This window comes from Roseateles sp. FW301-B2 (genome assembly GCF_058788955.1).
On sequence record NZ_JBYTBE010000005.1, the window covers coordinates 79,915 to 99,505 of the forward strand.

At 67.7% G+C, this 19,591-nt stretch carries 21 protein-coding genes; 9 read left to right on the top strand and 12 right to left on the bottom strand.

Going from position 1 to position 19,591, the window contains the following annotated elements; all coding sequences use genetic code 11:
* Positions 1 to 21: 21 nt before the first annotated feature.
* From gshA to AC3WQY_RS05480, 7 genes are all read right to left on the bottom strand, one after another.
* On the bottom strand, positions 22 to 1,485 hold the full coding sequence (gshA, locus tag AC3WQY_RS05450; protein WP_492706629.1) for a glutamate--cysteine ligase: 1,464 nt from the start codon (positions 1,483 to 1,485) through the stop codon (positions 22 to 24).
* 145 nt (positions 1,486 to 1,630) lie between these two features.
* On the bottom strand, positions 1,631 to 2,605 hold the full coding sequence (locus AC3WQY_RS05455; RefSeq protein WP_492706461.1) for a GlxA family transcriptional regulator: 975 nt from the start codon (positions 2,603 to 2,605) through the stop codon (positions 1,631 to 1,633).
* A 27-nt stretch (positions 2,606 to 2,632) separates the two neighbouring features.
* Positions 2,633 to 3,202, bottom strand: coding sequence for an isochorismatase family protein (locus AC3WQY_RS05460; protein ID WP_492706465.1), 570 nt, complete (start codon positions 3,200 to 3,202; stop codon positions 2,633 to 2,635).
* A 98-nt stretch (positions 3,203 to 3,300) separates the two neighbouring features.
* Positions 3,301 to 3,858 (bottom strand): DUF1415 domain-containing protein, encoded by a 558-nt coding sequence (locus AC3WQY_RS05465; protein ID WP_285233578.1) that lies wholly within the window; start codon positions 3,856 to 3,858, stop codon positions 3,301 to 3,303.
* Positions 3,855 to 4,982 (bottom strand): M14 family metallopeptidase, encoded by a 1,128-nt coding sequence (locus AC3WQY_RS05470; RefSeq protein WP_285233577.1) that lies wholly within the window; start codon positions 4,980 to 4,982, stop codon positions 3,855 to 3,857. The genes AC3WQY_RS05465 and AC3WQY_RS05470 overlap by 4 nt, the downstream gene beginning before the upstream one ends.
* Positions 4,979 to 6,175: a M20 aminoacylase family protein gene (locus AC3WQY_RS05475; RefSeq protein WP_492706470.1), complete on the bottom strand. Its 1,197-nt coding sequence runs from the start codon at positions 6,173 to 6,175 to the stop codon at positions 4,979 to 4,981. Before AC3WQY_RS05475 ends, AC3WQY_RS05470 begins: the two co-directional genes overlap by 4 nt.
* A gap of 78 nt (positions 6,176 to 6,253) precedes the next feature.
* Positions 6,254 to 7,381, bottom strand: coding sequence for an ABC transporter substrate-binding protein (locus AC3WQY_RS05480; RefSeq protein WP_492706472.1), 1,128 nt, complete (start codon positions 7,379 to 7,381; stop codon positions 6,254 to 6,256).
* A gap of 116 nt (positions 7,382 to 7,497) precedes the next feature.
* Between AC3WQY_RS05480 and AC3WQY_RS05485 the strand changes: the two genes are divergently transcribed.
* From AC3WQY_RS05485 to AC3WQY_RS05495, 3 genes are read left to right on the top strand one after another with little or no spacing between them, the layout of a single operon-like run.
* Entirely contained in the window at positions 7,498 to 9,543 is a 2,046-nt protein-coding gene (locus AC3WQY_RS05485) for a molybdopterin-containing oxidoreductase family protein (protein WP_492706474.1), read from the top strand.
* Positions 9,540 to 10,637, top strand: a complete 1,098-nt coding sequence (locus AC3WQY_RS05490; RefSeq protein WP_492706476.1) for an aminopeptidase — start codon at positions 9,540 to 9,542, stop codon at positions 10,635 to 10,637. Before AC3WQY_RS05485 ends, AC3WQY_RS05490 begins: the two co-directional genes overlap by 4 nt.
* Positions 10,612 to 10,941 (top strand): polyhydroxyalkanoic acid system family protein, encoded by a 330-nt coding sequence (locus tag AC3WQY_RS05495; protein ID WP_285233573.1) that lies wholly within the window; start codon positions 10,612 to 10,614, stop codon positions 10,939 to 10,941. The genes AC3WQY_RS05490 and AC3WQY_RS05495 overlap by 26 nt, the downstream gene beginning before the upstream one ends.
* Before the next feature lie 30 nt (positions 10,942 to 10,971).
* Here AC3WQY_RS05495 and AC3WQY_RS05500 read toward each other — a convergent pair whose 3' ends face one another.
* Positions 10,972 to 11,223, bottom strand: coding sequence for an acyl-CoA-binding protein (locus tag AC3WQY_RS05500; protein ID WP_285235520.1), 252 nt, complete (start codon positions 11,221 to 11,223; stop codon positions 10,972 to 10,974).
* Between the two features lie 55 nt (positions 11,224 to 11,278).
* On the opposite strand from AC3WQY_RS05500, the gene AC3WQY_RS05505 reads away from it, so the two are divergent.
* Positions 11,279 to 12,748, top strand: coding sequence for a wax ester/triacylglycerol synthase family O-acyltransferase (locus AC3WQY_RS05505; protein WP_492706479.1), 1,470 nt, complete (start codon positions 11,279 to 11,281; stop codon positions 12,746 to 12,748).
* 5 nt (positions 12,749 to 12,753) lie between these two features.
* Here AC3WQY_RS05505 and AC3WQY_RS05510 read toward each other — a convergent pair whose 3' ends face one another.
* The 4 genes from AC3WQY_RS05510 to AC3WQY_RS05525 form a co-directional block, all read right to left on the bottom strand.
* Positions 12,754 to 13,101: a hypothetical protein gene (locus AC3WQY_RS05510; protein WP_285233571.1), complete on the bottom strand. Its 348-nt coding sequence runs from the start codon at positions 13,099 to 13,101 to the stop codon at positions 12,754 to 12,756.
* A gap of 179 nt (positions 13,102 to 13,280) precedes the next feature.
* Positions 13,281 to 13,700 (bottom strand): hypothetical protein, encoded by a 420-nt coding sequence (locus tag AC3WQY_RS05515; protein WP_492706481.1) that lies wholly within the window; start codon positions 13,698 to 13,700, stop codon positions 13,281 to 13,283.
* A 247-nt stretch (positions 13,701 to 13,947) separates the two neighbouring features.
* Positions 13,948 to 14,721, bottom strand: coding sequence for a tetratricopeptide repeat protein (locus AC3WQY_RS05520; RefSeq protein WP_285233569.1), 774 nt, complete (start codon positions 14,719 to 14,721; stop codon positions 13,948 to 13,950).
* Between the two features lie 12 nt (positions 14,722 to 14,733).
* Positions 14,734 to 15,390 carry a TetR/AcrR family transcriptional regulator gene (locus AC3WQY_RS05525; RefSeq protein ID WP_285233568.1) on the bottom strand — a complete coding sequence of 219 codons (657 nt, stop codon included), beginning with the start codon at positions 15,388 to 15,390 and terminating at the stop codon, positions 14,734 to 14,736.
* Positions 15,391 to 15,529: 139 nt separating this feature from the next.
* Between AC3WQY_RS05525 and AC3WQY_RS05530 the strand changes: the two genes are divergently transcribed.
* The 5 genes from AC3WQY_RS05530 (at position 15,530) to hisD (ending at position 19,552) form a co-directional block, all read left to right on the top strand.
* Positions 15,530 to 16,432 carry an ABC transporter ATP-binding protein gene (locus AC3WQY_RS05530; RefSeq protein WP_285235519.1) on the top strand — a complete coding sequence of 301 codons (903 nt, stop codon included), beginning with the start codon at positions 15,530 to 15,532 and terminating at the stop codon, positions 16,430 to 16,432.
* Positions 16,429 to 17,199, top strand: coding sequence for an ABC transporter permease (locus AC3WQY_RS05535; protein ID WP_285233567.1), 771 nt, complete (start codon positions 16,429 to 16,431; stop codon positions 17,197 to 17,199). The genes AC3WQY_RS05530 and AC3WQY_RS05535 overlap by 4 nt, the downstream gene beginning before the upstream one ends.
* A gap of 26 nt (positions 17,200 to 17,225) precedes the next feature.
* Complete coding sequence (locus AC3WQY_RS05540; protein WP_285233566.1) at positions 17,226 to 17,495, top strand: BolA family protein; 270 nt, start codon at positions 17,226 to 17,228, stop codon at positions 17,493 to 17,495.
* 99 nt (positions 17,496 to 17,594) lie between these two features.
* The gene (hisG, locus tag AC3WQY_RS05545; protein WP_492706484.1) at positions 17,595 to 18,233 is read left to right on the top strand and encodes an ATP phosphoribosyltransferase; all 639 of its coding nucleotides are present in this window, start codon (positions 17,595 to 17,597) and stop codon (positions 18,231 to 18,233) included.
* Positions 18,234 to 18,238: 5 nt separating this feature from the next.
* A complete protein-coding gene (gene hisD / locus AC3WQY_RS05550) occupies positions 18,239 to 19,552 on the top strand; it encodes a histidinol dehydrogenase (RefSeq protein ID WP_492706486.1) in 1,314 nt (437 codons plus the stop codon).
* The last annotated feature ends 39 nt before the right edge of the window (positions 19,553 to 19,591 follow it).

Genomic DNA, 19,591 nt, shown 5'->3' on the forward strand with positions numbered 1-19,591 from the left:
CCGGCCCCGAAGCCGGGCGCTTCAGGCCAGCAATTGATCCGAGGCCAGATAGCGCTGCCGGAAGGCCTCGAAGGGCTCGTGCTCGGCGCGCTCGAGCGCCTGTTGCTCGGCGCGCGAGGCTTCTGCCACGCGCGCATAGTCGGCCAGGCGTTGCTGGCTGATGGGCAGGGCCAGCAGGCCGGCCTTGATGTGCAGCGAGTGCTCGCGCACAAAGCTCACATGCGAGCACTCATGCTCGCTGCGGATGCTTTGCAGCACGCGCGCCGAGGGCAGGCTGTCGAAATCGCTGAAGCTGGCGCGGGCGCGGTCGAGCGCGCCGCGGTAGGCCTCGCCGCCCAGGGCCTGGTCGAGCTTGGCGGCGATGGGGCCGAAGGCCTCCAGCAGTTCCTGGCCCCAGGCCTGCACCGTGATGCGCTCGCCGCCACGCTCCAGCGCCTGGCCGGGTTCGCGGCCGGCATGGGCCACGCGCTGCTGGTTGCGGGCCAGCGCGGCGATCTCCGCGGGGGTGTCGGGCGGGCTGTCGGCCAGCAGACAGTGCAGGAGGAAGATGTCGATGAAGCGCATGGTGTCGGCGTTGATGCCGACCGGCTCGAAGGGGTCGAGGTCCATGCAGCGCACTTCCACATACTCGACACCGCGCTCGCGCAGCGCATGCAGGGGGCGCTCGCCGCTCTGGATGACGCGCTTGGGGCGGATGGTGCCGTAGAACTCGTTCTCGATCTGCAGCAGGCTGGTGGAGAGCTGGTTGTACTCACCGCCCGGGTTGCGCACGCCGATCGCCTCGTAGGCCGGATAGGCCTGGGTCAGCGCGCCCTGCAGCGAGTGCGCATAGCCCTCCAGGCTGTTGTAGCTGACGGCCAGCTGCGATTGCGCGTCGCTCTGGTAGCCCAGCCGGCCCATGCGCAGCGAGGTGGCATGGGGCTGGTAGAGCGTGCCCGCGCCCATTTCCTGCAGCTCGTGCGGCCGGCCCTCGACAAAGCTCGAACACAGCGCCGGCGAGGCGCCGAACAGCACCAGCAGCAGGAAGCTGTGGCGGCGGAAGTTGCGGATCAGGTCGAAATACTGCTCGCTCGAGATGCCCGGCATCGACCAGTTGTAATGGATGCCCGAGATCGTCTGCATGCGCCGGCCATAGCGATGGCCCAGGCCCATGCGGTAGACGCTCTTGGCGCGGCCGATATTGGAGGAGCCGTAGTTGCCGATCGGGATGGTCTCGTCGGCCGGCAGGTAACAGGGCATGCTGGACGCCCACATCATCTCGCCGCCCAGGCTGTGCACCACCGCCTGGTGGATCTCCGTCAGCTCGGCCAGGCATTGCTCGGCCGAGGCATGCACGCCGGTGATCAGCTCCAGCTGCGATTCGCTGAAGTCGGTGGTGATGTGCGGGTGCTTGAGCGCAGAGCCCAGCGCCGCGGGGTGCGGGGTCAGGGCCAGCGAGCCGTCGGCATTGGCACGCAGGCTTTCCTTCTCCACGCCGCGACGCATGGCTTGCAGTCGGTCGGGGTCTAGCGCTTCCAGGCGCTGCAGCCAATTGTTCACTCGGTGCTCCTCGGGCAGGTCTCGTTGTTCTGGGCGAGCAAGTTAACAGATGTGCATGAACTCCGCTTGCCACAGGTTAGTGGCTTCTGTGTTAGCGCAATTCGAGCTTACGGCGGGTGCGCCGCAACTGCTGGTCGGAGCTGAAGCCGGCCTCCAGCGCCGCCTGCTGCAGCGAGGCGCCGCGCGCCTGGGCGCGCCGGGCGCGTTCCATGCGGATCGCCTGCAGATAGGCCAGCGGCGTGGTGTGGGTGTGGGCCGCGAACAGCCGGCTCAGGTGGCGCGGGGTCACATGGGCCACCTCGGCCATGCGCTCCAGGCTCCAGTCGCGCGCCGGATCGGCGCAGACGGCGTCCTGGGTGCGGTGCAGGGCCGGGTGCAGATGGTTGCGGTGCGCCAGCAGCGGCGAGAGCTCGGGGTCCAGCGGGCTGCGGCGCAGATAGACCACCATGGTCTGGGCCACCGCGGCACCGATGGCGTCGCCGCAATGCTGGGCGATCAGGTGCAGGCAGAGGTCGATGCCGGCGGTGATGCCGGCGCTGCAGGCCACCTGGCCGTCGATCACGAAGACGCGGTTGTCCACCACCTCGCTGCGCGGCGCCTGGCGGCGCAGCTCGTCCAGCAGCTCGTGATGGGTGGTGCAGCGGCGCCCCTCCAGCAGCCCCGCACGCGCCGCCAGCAGGGCGCCCGAGCAGATGCTCAGCAGCCGGCCCGCGGGGCGGCTCAGCAAGGCCTGGCCGCGCGCATGCAGCCAGTTCTGGGTGCGCAGCTGGTCGGCCAGCTCGGCGCTGCCGGGGGGCGCTTCGCCGGGCTGGGCATGGCGGCAGCCCACCAGCATCAGCCAGGCATCGGGCGGCAGCGTGTCGGGCAGGGGGGCCAGGCCGCCCAGCTGCAGGCCCACCGAGCTGCTGCAGCTCGGCTGCGCCGCGACAAAGCGCAGCCGGAAGGCGGGCGCCTCGCCGCGCCGCTGCAGGGCCTGGTTGGCGAGCCGGAAGGCTTCCGCCGGCCCGGCCAGGTCCAGCAGCAGCGAGCGCGGCTCGACCAGCATCACGACATCAATTTGAGACATGGCCCGAGTATCGCCCCAAGGGCGCGCTCACAGCCTTGCGGTGGCGGCCCGATCGAGCGCCTGCTCGACCGTGCAGACCTGCGCGAAGCGGTCCTGCAGCACGGTCTCGGTGCGCAGCTTGAGTTCGGCGGGCGAGAGCGTGACACCGCTGGCGTGGCGCATGGCAAAGGTCAGCGTGGCCTCGGTCACGTAGTCCACCAGCCAGCCCTCGTCGCTGGCGTTGCGGGTGGTGGTCTCGCAGCATTGCTCGGTGCGGATGCCGCTGACGATGAGGCGCTGGATGCCCTGCTGGCGCAGCCAGATGCCCAGGCCGGTGCCGGCCAGGGCGCTGTGGCGCTGCTTCACCACCTCGAAGGCGGGCGCATAGTCGCGCAGGCCGGCCAGCGGACGCACCTGGCCCGATGCCTTCGAGAAGGGGTTGTCCGGCGTTTCCGGGCCCTCGCTGTGGAACACCCGCACGATGGGCAGGCCGAGTTGCTCGGCGCCCGCGATCAGCGCATTGCTGCGGGCGAGGAAGTCGGGCAGATCCTGCTCGCTCCAGTAGGGGCGCAGGCGGAAGGATTCCTGGACGTCGATGACGAGCAATGCGGTTTTCATGGGGTGGGCCTCGGTTCGTGTTGAAGAGGTCTCCACTGTGCCCGGCGCGGGCCCGGCCGTCGCGCCGCTTGCGGACCGGCATCGATCAAATCAGGACATCACTCCCGGGTCTTCAGTCCGAGCGCCTTCCAGCCCTCGATGCCGAGCTTGTCGAGGGTCTCGAGGTTGGCCTCGTAGATCGCGTCGGTGTCGGCCATGGTGGCGACGGCGCGCTCGATGCTGCTCTCGCGCAAGAGGTGCAGGGTCGGGTAGGGCGAGCGGTTGCTGTAGTTGCTGATGTCCTCGGGCGCGGTGCCGGCGAACTGGTAGTCGGGATGGAAGCTGGCGATCTGCAGTTCGCCGTCCAGCTCCAGGTCTTCCACCAGCGCGTCCGCGGCACCCAGGAAGTCGTTGAAGTCCAGGAAGTCGGTCAGCACCTTGGGGTGGATCAGCAGCGTGGTCTCGATCTCGTCCGGATCGGCGCGGCGCAGCGCCAGCAGTTCGCGCGCCAGCTCCTTGAGCAGCTCTTCGGGCGTGGCCGCCTCGCTCACCACATAGCGCAGCCGCTGGTTGACATGCACGCTCTTGGCGAAGGGGCAGAGGTTGAGGCCGATCACGGCCTTCTCCAGCCAGTACTGGGTCTCTTGCTGGATGGTCTGGAGTTCGTCTGGGGTCATGTCTTGCTGCGGCCTTGCAGGGCCGAGGTGTTGGCCAGCCCTTGCAGGGCCTGGTGTGCGGCATCGAAGGCCTGGGCGAGGATGCTGGCCTTCCAACCCTCCTCGTCGACATAGAAGGCGTCGCGGATCTGGCGCTTGATGGCCTGCGCCTGGGCCGGCGCGGCCTCCGGATGGGCCTCCAGCCAATGATCGGCGCGCAGCGCCAAGATCATCGCCTCCAGCGGCAGGGTGCCGTATTCCAGCGCGATGCCGGTGTAGCTGGCCTGCGGGCATTCCTCGAGGGCGGCATTCCACATCAGGCCCTGCAGCGGCGCCGAGCTGGAGCTGCCCTCGGTGATGGCGGTGACCTCGGGGCCCCACCAGGCGCGCGCGCGCGCCAAGGCGGCCGGGTCATCGTGGCCGGCAAAGATGCGCTCGCCATGGCCGCTGGGGCCCAAGCCGGTGTGCAGGTCGATCCAGGCCAGGCGCGCGCAGCGCTGGCCATGGGCCTGCAGCACATGGCGCAGGGTCTGGTGGCTCCAGGTGGGCGCGCGGCCGCCATAGAACAGGCCCAGCTCATGCGCGTACTGGCCGCCGGTGATGGCGGCCTGCAGGGCGCGCTCGCCGTGGCGCTCGGCATAGGCCCTCAGATGGCGCTCGTCCTCGGCGGTGGGCGGCCAATGCGGCGGCACCAGGAAGCCGGCCAGCTCGTCATAGCCGGGGTTGGCCGGCAGTGGCGCGTGGAAATCGTGGAAATTGCGGTTCAGGTCCACGCCCTCCTGGGTGACGCGGCGCCACCAGGAGAAGCCATGCGGGTTGAGCGCATGGATGTAGAGCACCGCCAGCCCGCTGGCCGCCACCGCGGCGCGCCAGCCATCGTCCTGCAGCAGGGCCACTTGCACGCCGGAGCCGCAAAAGCCCTCCACGCCATGGCAGGCGCTGCTGATGATCAGCAGGCCGGCTGCGTCGGCCGGGCCCTGCAGCACCACGTCCATCGCCAGGCGTTCGCCATCGCGGCCCAGCAGCGGGTGCAGATGGGCCTCGTTGTCCAGCCCCGCGGCGTCGACGGCGGCCAGGAACTTGTCGCGCGCCTCGGCGTAGCTCTGCGCGAAGCACGAGGAAGAAGAGCGGGCGGCGGCGCTCATGGCCTCGGGTTGTTGAGCCAGGCCTCGGCCATGCGCACCCACAGGCTGCCGCCCAGCGGGATCAGCTCGTCATTGAAGTCGTAGCTGGGGTTGTGCAGCATGCAGGGGCCCAGGCCATGGCCGCCGATGCGGTGCTTGCCGTCGCCGTTGCCGATCAGGAAATAGCAGCCGGGCTTTTCCAGCAGGTAGTAGCTGAAGTCCTCGGCGCCCATGGTGGGCTCGAACTCCTGCACATTCTCCGCGCCCACCAGGTCTTCCAGCACGCCGCGCGCGAAGGCAGTTTCCTTGGGGTGGTTGATGGTGGGCGGGTAGTTGCGCCTGAACTCGAACTCCACCTGGGTCTCGAAGGCTTCGCCGATGGCGCGCGCCACCTGCTGCATGCGCTGCTCGATCAGGTCCAGCACCTCCAGCGTGAAGGTGCGCACCGTGCCCTGGATCTCGCAGCTGTCGGGGATCACATTGGTGGCCTCGCCGGCATGGATCATGGTCACCGAGATCACGCCCGCATCGATGGGCCGCTTGTTGCGCGTGATGATGGTCTGGAAGCCCTGCACCATCTGGCAGGCCACCGGCACTGGGTCCACGCCCAGGTGCGGCATCGCGCCATGGCCGCCCTTGCCGCGGATGGTGATCTTGAACTCGTTGCTGGAGGCGAACACCGGGCCCGACTTGATGGCGAACTGGCCGGCCGCCATGCCCGGCCAGTTGTGCGCGCCGAACATGGCCTCCATCGGGAACTTCTCGAACAGGCCGTCCTTGATCATCTCGCGCGCACCGCCGCCGCCTTCCTCGGCGGGCTGAAACACCAGGTAGACGGTGCCGTCGAAATTGCGATGGGTGGCCAGGTGCTTGGCGGCGGCCAGCAGCATCGCGGTATGGCCGTCATGGCCGCAGGCGTGCATCTTGCCGTGGTAGACGCTGGCATGCTCGAACTGGTTGTGCTCGGTCATGGGCAGGGCGTCGATGTCGGCGCGCAGGCCCACGGCGCGCGTGCTCGTGCCGTTCTTGACGATGCCCACCACGCCGGTCTTGCCCAGGCCGCGATGCACCGGGATGCCCCACGCGGTAAGCGTGTCGGCGATCAGGTCCGAGGTGCGCTCTTCCTTGAAGCAGAGTTCGGGATGGGCATGGATGTCTCGTCGCAGTTTGACGATGGCCGGCGCGTCAGCCAGGATGGGGTCGATGAGCTTCATGGCGGGCACTCCAAATGGGTCGGCGCGCCAGCCATGCTTGCATGGGCTGGGCGCGCCTGGTGCGAACGAGTTTACCGCTCAGCGCTTGACCTTGCCGTCGCCGGTGAGCATGGAGAGCTCGACGAAATTCGAGGCCACATGCTTGCCCGGCGCGAACTTCAGCGTGAAGCCGCCCGGGTTGTAGTTCTGCAGGCCCTCCAGCGCCGCCACCAGGCTGTCGCGGCTCAGCCGGCCCATGCGGCGCAGGCCCTCGCACATCACCTTGGCGGCCAGGTAGCCCTCCATGCCGGTGTAGTTGGGGCGCATGCCGCCGCCGGCGCGCTGCACCGCGGCCTGGTACTCGGCCACCAGGCCTGTGGCCGGGCCGAAGGGGTAGGGCACGACCTGGCTCACCACCACGCCGGCGGCGTCCTTGCCCAGCTCATCCGAGAGTGCCTGGGTGCCGACGAAGGAAACGTTGTAGAACAGGCCGCCGAAGCCGGCCCTGCGGGCCTCGCGGATGAAGGCGGCGCAGCTCTTGTAGGCGCTCACCAGCACGATGGCCTCGGGCTCGGTGGCGGCCAGCTCGCGCGCCGCCTTGGCCACGTCCACGCTGTTGCGTTCCACCGTGGCGATGCCCACCGGCAACAAGGCATGGCCCTTGAGCGCCCGCTGCACCCCCTCCAGCCCGGCGCGGCCATAGGCGTCGTTCTGGTGGAACACCGCCAGCTTGTTCATGCCCAGCTGGATGAACTGCCTGACGATCAGCGCGGTCTCGTCGAAGTAGGAGGCGCGCAAATGGAACACCCAGCGGCTGGCCGGCTCGCGCAGGGCCTCGGCACCGGAGAGCGGGGCGAAGAACGGGATCTTGTGCTGGTTCACCAGCGGCAGGGCCGCCAGCGCGGTGGGCGTGCCCACATAGCCGAACAGCGCAAACACCTCCTCCTCGATGAACTTCTCGGTATTGGCCTTGCAGCGCTCGGGCTCGTAGCCATCGTCCAGGGTCTTGAGCTCGACGGCCATGCCGTTGATGCCGCCCGCCGCGTTGATGGCGTCGAACTGCAGCCTGGCGCCGGCCTGCATCTGCAGGCCCAGCTGGGCGGCGGCGCCCGTCAGCGGGGCCGACTGGCCCAGCACGATGCGGCGGCGCTCCTGCGCGCGTAAGCAGGCAGGGCTGCCCAATGCGGCCAGGGCGGCCAGACCGGTGAGGCAATGGCGTCGATGCAAGAAGGGCTCCGGGTGTGGTGCTTGGAGCGGGCAAGGGTAGCCGCAGATCCCTGGGGCGCGCCCGGCTGTTGGGGTGTCGCAAGGCAGGCGGGCCGGCACTGTGCAATAGTTCGCGGATGAATTCCGTCATCGCTGTCACCCCCTTGCCACAGAGCGGCGTCGTCAAGGGCGCCTGCCCGCACGATTGCCCCGATACCTGTGCCTTGCGCATCACCGTGGAAGACGGCCGCGTCACCAAGGTGCAGGGCCAGGCCGAGCATGGCTCCACCCATGGCGCGCTGTGCACCAAGGTCTCGCGCTACGCGGAGCGCAGCTACCACCCCGAGCGCGTGCTGCACCCGCTCAAGCGCGTCAGCGGCAAGCAGGAGGCGCCGCGGTTCGTGCGCGTCGGCTGGGCCGAGGCGCTGCGCGACATCGCCGCGCGGCTCAAGGCCATCGCGGACCCGCAGGCCATCCTGCCCTACAGCTATGCCGGCACCATGGGCCTGTTGCAGGGCGAAAGCATCGCGGCGCGTTTCTTCAACAAGCTGGGCGCCTCGCAGCTGGAGCGCACCATCTGCGCCTCCGCCGGCGGCGCGGCGCTGGCGGCCACCTATGGGCACAAGGTGGGCATGCATCTGCGCTTCTTCGCCGAGAGCCGGCTGATCCTGATCTGGGGCAGCAATTCGATCGCCTCCAATCTGCACTTCTGGACCTTTGCCAACCAGGCCAAGCGCGCCGGCGCCAAGCTGATCTGCATCGACCCGCGCAAGACCGAGACGGCCGACAAATGCCATCAGCACATCGCCCTGCTGCCGGGCACCGACGGGGCGCTGGCGCTGGGCCTGATGCACGAGCTGATCGCGCATGACTGGCTGGACCACGACTACCTGGCCCGCCATGTGGACGGCTGGCAGGAGTTGCGCGAGCGCGCCCTGCAATGGCCGCCCGAGCGGGTGGCCGAGGTCTGCGGCATCACGGCCGCGGAGGTGCGCGGGCTGGCGCGCGACTACGGCACCATCGCGCCGGCCGCGATCCGCCTCAACTACGGCATGCAGCGCGTGCGCGGCGGCGGCAATGCGGTGCGCTTGATCGCGCTGCTGCCCTGCTTGACAGGCGCCTGGCGCCAGCGCGCCGGCGGCCTGCTGCTCTCCAGCTCGGGTTGGTTCGCGCCGCACAAGAATGTCGATGCGCTGGAGCTGCCCCAGCTGCGCGCCGGCCAGCCGTCGCGGCTGATCAATATGAGCACCATCGGCGACGCGCTGCTGCGCGAGGCTGGGCCGGAGTTTGGCCCCAAGGTCGAGGCGCTGATCGTCTACAACAGCAACCCGGTGGCGGTGGCGCCCGAATCGCCCAAGGTCGTGCAGGGCTTCCAGCGCGCCGACCTGTTCACCGTGGTGCTGGAGCATTTCATGACCGACACGGCCGACCTGGCCGACTATGTGCTGCCCGCCACCACCCAGCTGGAGCACCTGGACCTGCACACCAGCTATGGCCACACCGATGTACTGATCAACGAGCCGGCGATCGCGCCGTTGGGCGAGGCCAAGTCCAACACCCAGATCTTCCGCGAGCTGGCCGCCGCCATGGGCTTCAGCGACGCCTGCTTTGCCGATACCGATGAGCAGCTGGCGCGCCAGGCCTTCCGCGACAGCGTCGACTTCGAGGCCCTGCGCGCCCAGGGCTGGTGGAGCCTGCCGCTGGCCGAGGCGCCTTTCGCCGAGGGGCAGTTCTTGACCCCCAACGGCCGGGCCCAGGCCACCGGGGCGGATTTCGTGCCCAACTACGAGAGTGCGCGCTCGGCGCCGGCGCTGGCGGCGCGCTATCCGCTGGCGATGATCTCGCCGCCGGCGCGCAACTTCCTCAATTCCAGCTTCGTGAACGTGAAGAGCCTGCGCGACATCGAGGGCGAGCCGCTGCTGGAGATGCATGCCGACGACGCGGCGGCGCGCGGCCTGGCCGATGGCACCATGGTGCGCGCCTTCAACGACCGCGGCAGCTACCTGTGCCGGCTGGCGGTGAGCGCGCGCGCACGCCCCGGCGTGGTCAACGGCCTGGGCGTGTGGTGGCGCAAGCTGGGTGCGGGCGGCAGCAATGTCAACGAGGTGACGCACCAGGGCCTGACCGATATGGGCCATGCTCCGGTGTTCTACGACTGCCTGGTCGAGGTGGCCGCCGCGTGAGGCGCGGGCTGCTGGCGCTGGCCGCCGCGGCCGCGATGGCGCTGCTGAGCGGCTGCGCCGAGCTGGGCTATCTGAGCCATTCGGTGGCGGGCCACCTGCGCCTGGTCAATGCCGCCAGGCCGGTGGACGAATGGCTGGCCCAACCCGAGCTCCAGCCCGCGCTGCGCGAGCGCATGCGCTTGAGCCAGCGCATGCGCGAGTTCTCGGTGCGCGAGCTCAAGCTGCCCGACAACAACAGCTACCGCCGCTATGCGGAGCTGGGCCGCAGCGCCGCGGTCTGGAATGTGGTGGCCACGCCCGAGTTCAGCCTCAACCTGCAGACCTGGTGTTTTCCCCTCATGGGCTGCGTGGGCTATCGCGGCTATTTCGAGCAGGCCGAGGCCGAGGCCTTTGCGGCGCCGCTGCGCACCCAAGGCCTGGAGGTCAGCGTGTACGGCGTGCCGGCCTATTCGACCCTGGGCTGGAGCAGCTGGCTGGGCGGCGATCCCCTGCTGAACACCTTCATCGCCTATGCCGAGGGCGAGCTGGCGCGCATGATCTTCCATGAGCTGGCGCACCAGGTGGCCTATGCCAAGGACGACACGGTCTTCAACGAGAGCTTTGCCGGCGCGGTGGAGCGCCTGGGCGCCGAGGCCTGGCTGCGCCAGCAGGGCTCGGCGGCGGCCTTGCAGATCTATCGCCAGGGCGATGCAAGGCGGCGCGACTTTCTGGCGCTGAACCTGCGCTACCGCGAGCGGCTGGCCCAGCTCTATGCCGGCGCGCAGGATGACGCGGCCAAGCGCGCCGCCAAGCAGGCCCTGTTCGCCGCGCTGCGCGCCGACTACGAGCAGCTCAAGCGCGAGGCCTGGGGCGGCTATGCGGGCTACGACGGCTGGTATGCGCGCGCCAACAACGCCAGCCTGGCGGTGCTGGGCGCCTACAACGAGCTCACGCCGCAGTTCGAGCGCCTGCATGCCCGGCTGGACGGCGACTGGTCGCGCTTCTATGCCGAGGTGCGACGCCTGGCGGCGCTGCCCAAGCCGCAGCGTCGCTTAGAGTTGCAGGCATTGTCAGAACAAGGAGCCACCGATGGCCGACATCCGCATTCACCGTGAACATGCCCTGGGCCTGAAGAAGGCGCGCGAAATTGCCTGGGCCTGGGCCGAGCAGGTGGAGGACAAGTTCGACATGGAATGCACGGTGCTGGAGGGCGAGACCAGCGACACGGTGGAGTTCACGCGCTCGGGCGTGAAGGGCGAGCTGATCGTGGCGGCCGATCATTTCGATCTGCATGCCAGGCTGGGCCTGCTGCTGGGCGCCTTCAAGTCCACCATCGAGGGCGAGATCCAGAAGGAGCTGGACCAGTTGCTGGCCAGTGCCGCTGCCAAGAAGGCGGCGGGCAAGAAAAAGCCGGCCTGAGCAGGCCGGCCTGGCGCGTACAGCGCGGCTTTACTGCAGCGATTCGATCAGGTCGATGTACTGCTGCTTGGCCTCGTCGGCCGCGGTGCCCTTGAGGGCGGCCCAGGCGTCGTACTTGGCGCGGCCCACCATGTCGGTGAAGCCGGGGCGCGAGCCCTCCACGTCGCCGCTGCTGCCCTGCTTGTAGAGCGCGTAGAGCTTCAGCAGGGTCATGTTGTCGGGGCGCTCGGGCAGTTGTTTGGATGCTGCAACAGCGGCTTCGAATTGCTCATTCAGGCTCATCATGGCTCCTCAGTACTGGTGACAATCGGTATGGACGCAGCGGATGTTAACCAGCATGGTCTGGTGCGCAAACTCTAGAAGCAAGAAGCAACAGGAGAACAAATTGGCACTGGCCGCACAACGCATGTCCAAGGTGGACACCGCCTGGTTGCGCATGGACACCGAGGCGAATCTGATGATGATCGTCGGCGTGTGGTTCATCCGCCCCGGCATCACGCTGGAAGCCCTGCGCCAGCGCGTGGAGGAGCGCCTGCTGCAGTACACCCGCTTCCGCCAGAAGGTGGTGGAAGACACGCTCGGCGCCCAATGGGTGGACGACGAAGACTTCGACATCCGCCAGCATGTGCTGACCACCACCCTCACGCCCGCCAAGGGGCAGACACGGCAGGCGGCGCTGCAGGAGCGCGTGGGCGAGCTGGCGGCCGAGCCGCTGGATCACCGCCGGCCGCTGTGGCAGTTCCAGCTGGTCGAGGACATGGACGGCGGCAGCGCCCTGATCGCGCGCATCCACCATTGCATCGCCGACGGCATCGCCTTGATTGCCGTCATGCTCTCGATCACCGATGGCGGCAAGCCGCCGCCCAAGCGCAAGCAGCAGCCGCGCGACGACCAGGACTGGCTCACCGACGCCCTGCTCAAGCCCATCAGCGACCTGACCATCAAGGCCATCGGCGTGGCCGGCGCTGGCATGGCCAAGTCGGTGGACATGGTGATGCAGCAGGAGCATCCGCTCGACAGCTCGCTGCATGCCGCCCGCATGGGCTACCAGGCGGTCAGCGATGTGGCGGCCTTTGCGCTCATGAGCGACGACTCGCACACCCGTCTCAAGGGCAAGCCCGGCACGCACAAGCGCGTGGCCTGGGACGACGCCCTGCCGCTGGACGCGGTGAAGGCGGTGGGCAAGGCGCTCAATTGCTCGATCAACGATGTGCTCTTGTCCTGCGTGGCGGGCGCGATCGGCCGCTACCTGATCGACAAGGGCGACGATGTGGCCGGGCAGGAGATCCGCGCCATGGTGCCGGTGAATCTGCGGCCACTGGAGAAGGCCTACCAGCTGGGCAACCGCTTCGGCCTGGTGCCGCTGGTGCTGCCGATCGGTATCGAGAATCCGGTGGAGCGGCTCTACGCGGTGCGCACGCGCATGCAGGAACTGAAGGGCAGCTTCCAGCCCATCATGGCCTTCGGCCTCTTGAGCGTGGCCGGCCTGCTGATCAAGCCAGTGCAGCATGCGATGCTGAACATCTTTGCCAAGAAGGCCACCGCGGTGATGACCAATGTGCCCGGCCCGGCCGAGGCGCTGAAGTTCTGCGGCTCGACGGTGGAGCGGGTGATGTTCTGGGTGCCGCAGTCGGGCGACATCGGCATGGGCGTCAGCATCCTCACCTATGCCGGCCATGTGCAGTTCGGCCTCATCACCGACAGCAAGCTCTGCCCCGACCCCGAGGCCATCATCGAGCGCTTTGCGCCCGAGTTCAACAAGCTGCTACTCCTCGCCCTGATGCTGCCCTGGGGCGAGGAGGGCTGAGCTTCTTACTTGCCGTTCTTGGCCGCTTCGGCGGCCAGGTTGGGCTTGATATTGGGCTTGATATTCGGGCGGCCGGCGGCGGTCGGGTTGGCCGACATCACGCGCGCCGGGTCCGCGCTGGCCAGGTAGGTGTTGTATTGCGAGTCCGAGCAGCCCACGACCTTGCCGTTGTGCTTCTCGCCGCGGTAATCGCCCTTCTTGTAGACGAACTGATACTCGTTCGATGCCGTGGCCTCGGCCACCGGGCTGTACTTGGCGGCGCACTCGGCGCGCAGGGCGTTGGCTTCCTGGTTGCTGGCCCAGGAGGCAGCGGCCAGGGGAGCCAGGATCAGGGCAATCAGGGTGCGCTTCATATTCAACCTTGTCTCGCGGTGAGTGAACGGGATGCCGTTGCATTGAGGCCCGGCACATGGCGCGTAGCTTAGCCCCGCAGCCAGCGGATTGCCATCCGTGACTGCGGGGGTGGATCGCGAGATCAGTCGGGTGAAAACGTGAATTAATGCGCTTGCGTCAAACGCCCGCTTGCGGCAGTTCAGAGCGGCGTCTTCATGGGCAGGCCCATTTCCAGGTCCGCCCAATTCAGTTCGCCGGCCTGGCGCGCGCGCTGCAGTTCGCGGATCACCAGGGCGCGCTCCTGGGCTGGGCTGCTGCGGCCCGCGGCCGACGGCGATTCGCGCAACATGCGGGCCGGGTCGAACATGCTCTTGTACTCGCTGTACTCGGCATCGCTGCAGGGCGAGTATTCGTAGTTCGGGTTGTCGTAGTCGGTGGCTTCGGTATTCATATAGCCGCGCGGCCTGGGGGCATCGGGCCGGGTGCCGGCGTGCTTGCTGATCGCGCAATCGACCCGTTGCCTGGCCTCGATGGCGGCGTCGGAACTGGTGCTGCTGCCTGTGCCGGTCTGTGCCATGGCGCTGCCGGCCAGCAAGATCATGAGAACGATGGGCTTCATTTGCGGCTCCCCGTACTGCTGGAGGGTGGGTCCGCAAGCGCCGCTCAGGGCGCCGGCAAAGAGCGAGGGGGCTCAGGGATTGCTGCCTGGCTCGATCGAGCTGTGCGTGCCCTGTGGGCCAGCAGCCCCGGGTAAGGGTCGCATGGCGTTACAAGCGCTTGAGGGTGATCAAGGTTAGCGCCGCGCCCGGCCAATTGCTACGGGGCCGCCCTCGTCCGGGATCTTCAGACTAGGGACTGGCCCTCGCTCAGTCCTCCAGCTCCTCGCGCGCCAGTTCCACATCCAGGCATTCCATCGCATCCATGGGGGTGCAGGCGGCGGCGTCGGCATAGAGGGCCTCGGCCTGCTTCATGCGCTTGTCGCCCTCCAGCATGATGAGGCCGTTGGCGCGCTCGATCATCGCAATCGCGCTGCTCGGGTTGAGCTTGAGGGCCTGCTCGAACATCTTCAGGCCGGTGGCGGTATCGGCGCCCTGGGTCCTACCCAGCAGCTTGCCCACCTTGTCGATCACCTCGGCATGGAAGGCGCCGAGGGCGATGTGCGCGTCGGCGTGCTTGGGTTGCAGCTCGATGGCCTTCTCCAGCGCGTTCTTGACCTTGCTGCCCAGGCCCTGCGCCAGCGCCTTGGCCACGCTGATGCCCTGGCCATAGCGGCCGATGGCATAGGCCTGCCAGTAATAGGCATTCGGGTTCTTGGGCTCGGTGCCCTGCTGGATGTCGGCGCGCTCGGCCACTTCCAGGAACATCTCGAGCTTGGTCTTTTCCTTCTTCTCCAGATAGTTGGCGTAGATGGCCTGGGCCTTGTTGGCCACGGTGATGCCGGCACCTTCCGCAGCAATGCCGGCCTCATAGGCCTTCTGGAATTCGCCTGCGTGGAAGTGGATCCAGGCCTGCACCACGGCCGCGTCCTTGGGCCAGGGCTCGGCATCGCCGGCATGCAGGCGTGCCCAATGCTTCTTCAGCGATGCCGCGTCGTAGATGAAGGCGGCGTTGTCGTAGGGAAATGCAGTCCACTTGGCCATGGGTCGTCTCCTTCAGGATTGTTGGTATGAGTCGGCGAGTGCAAACAGATGCTCGCGTGAGGCCGGCTCCAGATAGGGCAGCAGCAGGCTCAGCACATGGAAGGCGCCGCGCATCAGCGCCGCGCCGGCACGCTCGGGTTCCAGCGCATGGCGCGGGTCGCGCACATATTCGTAGCTGAGCCAGTAGCTCAGCAGCACCACCATGGAGTTGGCGGCGGGGCCGGCCTCGCGCGCATCCATGCGCAGCGCGCCGCCATGCTGCAGGCCGGCCAGCACGGTGCGCATGGCCTGACCCTTGTGCTGCAGCACGCTCTGGAAATGCGTTTCCAGCTTGCGGTTCTTGGAGAGCAGGTCGTTGAGGTCGCGGTAGAGGAAGCGGTGCTTCCAGATCAGCTCGATCAACATGTGGAAGAACAGCCAGGCGTCTTCCACATTGCGCACGTTGTCGGCGGCGCTCAGCAACTCCTCCAGTTCGCGCTCGTAGCGCATGAAGAGCGCATTGATGAGCTCGTCCTTGGCCGGGTAGTGGTAGTAGAGATTGCCCGGGCTGATGTTGAGCTCGGCCGAGATCAGCGTGGTGGATACATTGGGTTCACCGAAGCGGTTGAACAGGTCCAGCGTGACTTCGAGGATGCGTTCCGCGGTGCGGCGCGGCTTCTTGGTGGCCATGGGCGGGTGATCTCCTGCGCCGATTCTGGCATCAGTTCAGCCGCGCTCTCCAGGGATTTGGCCAAGGCCCAGCAGGAAAAGAGCGGCCTCCCTACAATCGCCGCCCATGCATGCCAGCCCCCCAGCCCTGCCCGCGGGCATTCCCGCGATCCGTTTTGACCAGGTCAGCAAGACCTACCGAGGGGGCCAGGTCCGCGCCCTGGACAGCGTCTCCTTCGACATCCAGCAGGGCGAGTTCTTCGGCCTGCTGGGCCCGAACGGCGCCGGCAAGACCAGCCTGATCAGCATCCTGGCCGGGCTCTCGCAGGCCAGCGGCGGCAGCGTCTCGGTGCATGGCCACGACGTGGTGCGCAACTACGCCGAGGCGCGCATGTCGCTGGGCATCGTGCCGCAGGAGCTGGTGTTCGACCCCTTCTTCTCGGTGCGCGAGGCGCTGGAGATCCAGAGCGGCTACTTCGGCGTGCGCAACAACGGCGCCTGGATCACCGAACTGCTGGAGTGCCTGGGCCTGGCCGACAAGGCAAAAGCCAATATGCGCCAGCTCTCGGGCGGCATGAAGCGCCGCGTGCTGGTGGCCCAGGCCCTGGTGCACCGCCCGCCGGTGATCGTGCTGGACGAGCCCACCGCCGGCGTGGACGTGGAGCTGCGCCAGACCCTCTGGCAGTTCATCGCGCGCCTGAACCGCGAGGGCCACACGGTGCTGCTCACCACCCATTATCTGGAGGAGGCCGAGGCGCTGTGCCAGCGCATCGCCATGCTCAAGCTGGGCCGTATCGTGGCGCTGGACCGCACCTCCGACCTGCTGGCCGGCCGCGCCTCCACCATGTTGCGCTTCAAGACCGACGCGGCCCTGCCGCCGCAACTGGCTGCCCAGGCGCGTGTGACCGGGCGTATCGCCCAGATCAAGGCGCACGACGCGGCCGAGGTCGAGACCATCCTGGCCACCCTGCGCGCCGCGAACTGCCCGGTGGAAGACCTGGAGATCGGCCGGGCCGATCTGGAAGACGTGTTCCTGGAAATCATGCAAGGAGCTCAGGCATGAGCGCGATTCGACTGCAAGGCGCTCGCACGCTGTTCTACAAGGAGATCCTGCGCTTCTGGAAGGTCAGCTTCCAGACCGTGGCGGCGCCGGTGCTCACCGCCGTGCTGTACCTGCTGATCTTCGGCCATGTGCTGGAGAACCATGTCAAGGTCTACGGCTCGGTGGGCTACACCAGCTTTCTGATCCCCGGCCTGGTGATGATGAGCGTGTTGCAGAACAGCTTTGCCAACAGCAGCTCCAGCCTGATACAGAGCAAGATCACCGGCAATCTGGTGTTCCTCCTGGTCACGCCGCTGTCGCACTGGGCCTGGTTCGTGGCCTATGTCGGTGCCTCGGTGGTGCGCGGCCTGACGGTGGGGACGGGCGTGTTCATGGTGACGGTGTGGTTCGGCCCGCCCAGCTTTGCCGAGCCCTGGTGGATCCTGGTGTTCGCGGCGCTGGGCGCGGGCATGCTGGGCGCGCTGGGCCTGATTGCCGGGCTCTGGGCCGAAAAGTTCGACCAGATGGCGGGCTTCCAGAACTTCATCATCATGCCCATGACCTTTCTCTCGGGCGTGTTCTATTCGGTGCACAGCCTGCCGGCCTTCTGGCAGGGCATCAGCCACCTGAATCCCTTCTTCTACATGATCGACGGCTTCCGGCGCGGCTTTTTCGGCGTCAGCGATGTCTCGCCCTGGATCTCGCTGGCCATCGTGGCCACCAGCTTTGTGGTGGTGTCAGGTATTGCCCTGGAGCTGCTGCGCCGGGGCTACAAAATCAGGGGTTAACCCAGGGCCCTTAGAATCCTCCCACCATGGCCGATCCCACCCCCGCCGAAGTTCAGCAATACATCGCCAACGGACTTGACTGCCAAGTGCTGCAAGTCGAGGGCGATGGCCGCCATTTCTTTGCCACCATCGTCTCCACCGAGTTCGAGGGGCTGAACCGGGTGCGCCGCCACCAGCGCGTCTACCAGGCGCTGGGCGAGCGCATGCGCGAGCAGATCCATGCGCTGTCGATGAAGACGCTCACGCCCGCCGAGCATGCGGCCGCGGCCGCCGAGCCGCAGCACCACCATCACTGAACACCCCATCCGCTGTTGAGGGCGGGTGGCTGTTGGTGCCACGTCTGTGAACCCGCTGCCGTCCGCTGAACCGAATTCAGATTCAAAGGACGACGCATCATGATCACGCTGGCACTCTCCAAGGGCCGCATCTTCGAAGAGACCCTGCCGCTGCTGAAGGCCGCCGGTATCGAGGTGCTGGAAGACCCGGAAACCTCGCGCAGGCTCATCCTCAGCACCAACCGGGCGGATGTGCGCGTGGTGCTGGTGCGTGCCACCGACGTGCCCACCTATGTGCAGTACGGCGGCGCCGATATCGGCGTGGCCGGCCGCGACGTGCTGATCGAGCATGGCGGCGCGGGCATGTACCAGCCGCTGGACCTGAACATCGCGCGCTGCCGCATGAGCGTGGCCACGCGCGACGATTTCGACTACGCCGCCGCGGTGAAGCAGGGTTCGCGCATCCGCGTGGCCACCAAGTACACCGAGATCGCGCGCCAGCACTTCGCCGACAAGGGCGTGCACGTGGACCTGATCAAGCTCTATGGTTCGATGGAGCTGGCGCCGCTGACCGGCCTGGCCGATGCCATCGTCGACCTGGTCTCCACCGGCAACACCCTGAAGGCGAACCGCCTGGTGGAGGTCGAGCACATCATGGACATCTCCTCGCGCCTGGTGGTGAACCAGGCCGCGCTCAAGCTCAAGCGCGAGCCGCTGCGCCAGATGATCGACGCCTTTGCCTCCGCCATCCCGGCCTGATCATCATGACGCTCAAGCTTCGCCAACTCAACACCGCGGCCACCGACTTCGAGGCCGAGTTCCAGCGCGTGCTGCACTGGTCGGCCGAGACCGATGCCGCCATCGAGACCCGCGTGGCCGAGATCCTGGCCGATGTGCGCGCCCGTGGCGATGCCGCGGTGCTGGACTACACCGCCCGCTTCGACCAGCTGAGCGCCGACAGCCTGAACGCGCTGGAGCTCACGCGCGATGAATTGAAGGCCGCCTTCGACGCCATCAGCCCGGCCCAGCGCGCGGCCCTGACGGCCGCCGCCGCCCGGGTGCGCAGCTACCACGAGCGCCAGCTGGAGGCCTGCGGCCGCAGCTGGAGCTATCGCGACGAGGACGGCACCCTGCTGGGGCAAAAAGTGACCCCGCTGGACCGCGTGGGCATCTATGTGCCCGGCGGCAAGGCCGCCTATCCGAGCAGCGTGCTGATGAATGCCATTCCCGCCCAGGTGGCGGGCGTGCCCGAGATCGTCATGGTGGTGCCCACGCCCAGGGGCGAGAAGAACCCGCTGGTGCTGGCCGCCGCCTATGTGGCCGGCGTGCACCGCGCCTTCACCATCGGCGGCGCACAGGCAGTGGCGGCGCTGGCCTATGGCACGGCCACGGTGCCGCGCGTGGACAAGATCACTGGCCCCGGCAATGCCTATGTGGCCAGCGCCAAGAAGCATGTGTTCGGCCAGGTCGGCATCGACATGATCGCCGGCCCCAGCGAGATCCTGGTGCTGGCCGACGGCACGACCCCGCCCGACTGGGTGGCGATGGACCTGTTCAGCCAGGCCGAGCATGACGAGCTGGCACAGAGCATCCTGCTCTGCCCCGACGCGGCCTATATCGAGCAGGTGCGGGCATCGATCGAACGACTCCTGCCGACCATGCCGCGCGCAGCCGTGATCCGCGCCTCGCTGGAAGGCCGCGGCGCGCTGATACAGACCCGCTCGATGGACGAGGCCTGCTCTTTATCAAACCGCATCGCACCCGAACACTTGGAGGTCAGCAGCGCCGAGCCGCATCGCTGGGAGCCGCTGCTGCGCCACGCCGGCGCGATCTTCCTGGGTGCCTACACCAGCGAAAGCCTGGGCGACTACTGCGCCGGCCCGAATCACGTGCTGCCCACCTCGGGCACGGCGCGCTTTTCCTCGCCGCTGGGCGTCTACGACTTCCAAAAGCGGTCGAGCCTGATCGAGGTGAGCGAAAAGGGCGCGCAGAAGCTTGGGCCCATCGCGGCCGAGCTGGCCTATGGCGAGGGTCTGCAAGGCCATGCCCGGGCCGCCGAAATGCGATTGAAGCGCTAAGCATGAAATCACACGAAGTTCGTGCTGCACGAACTTCGT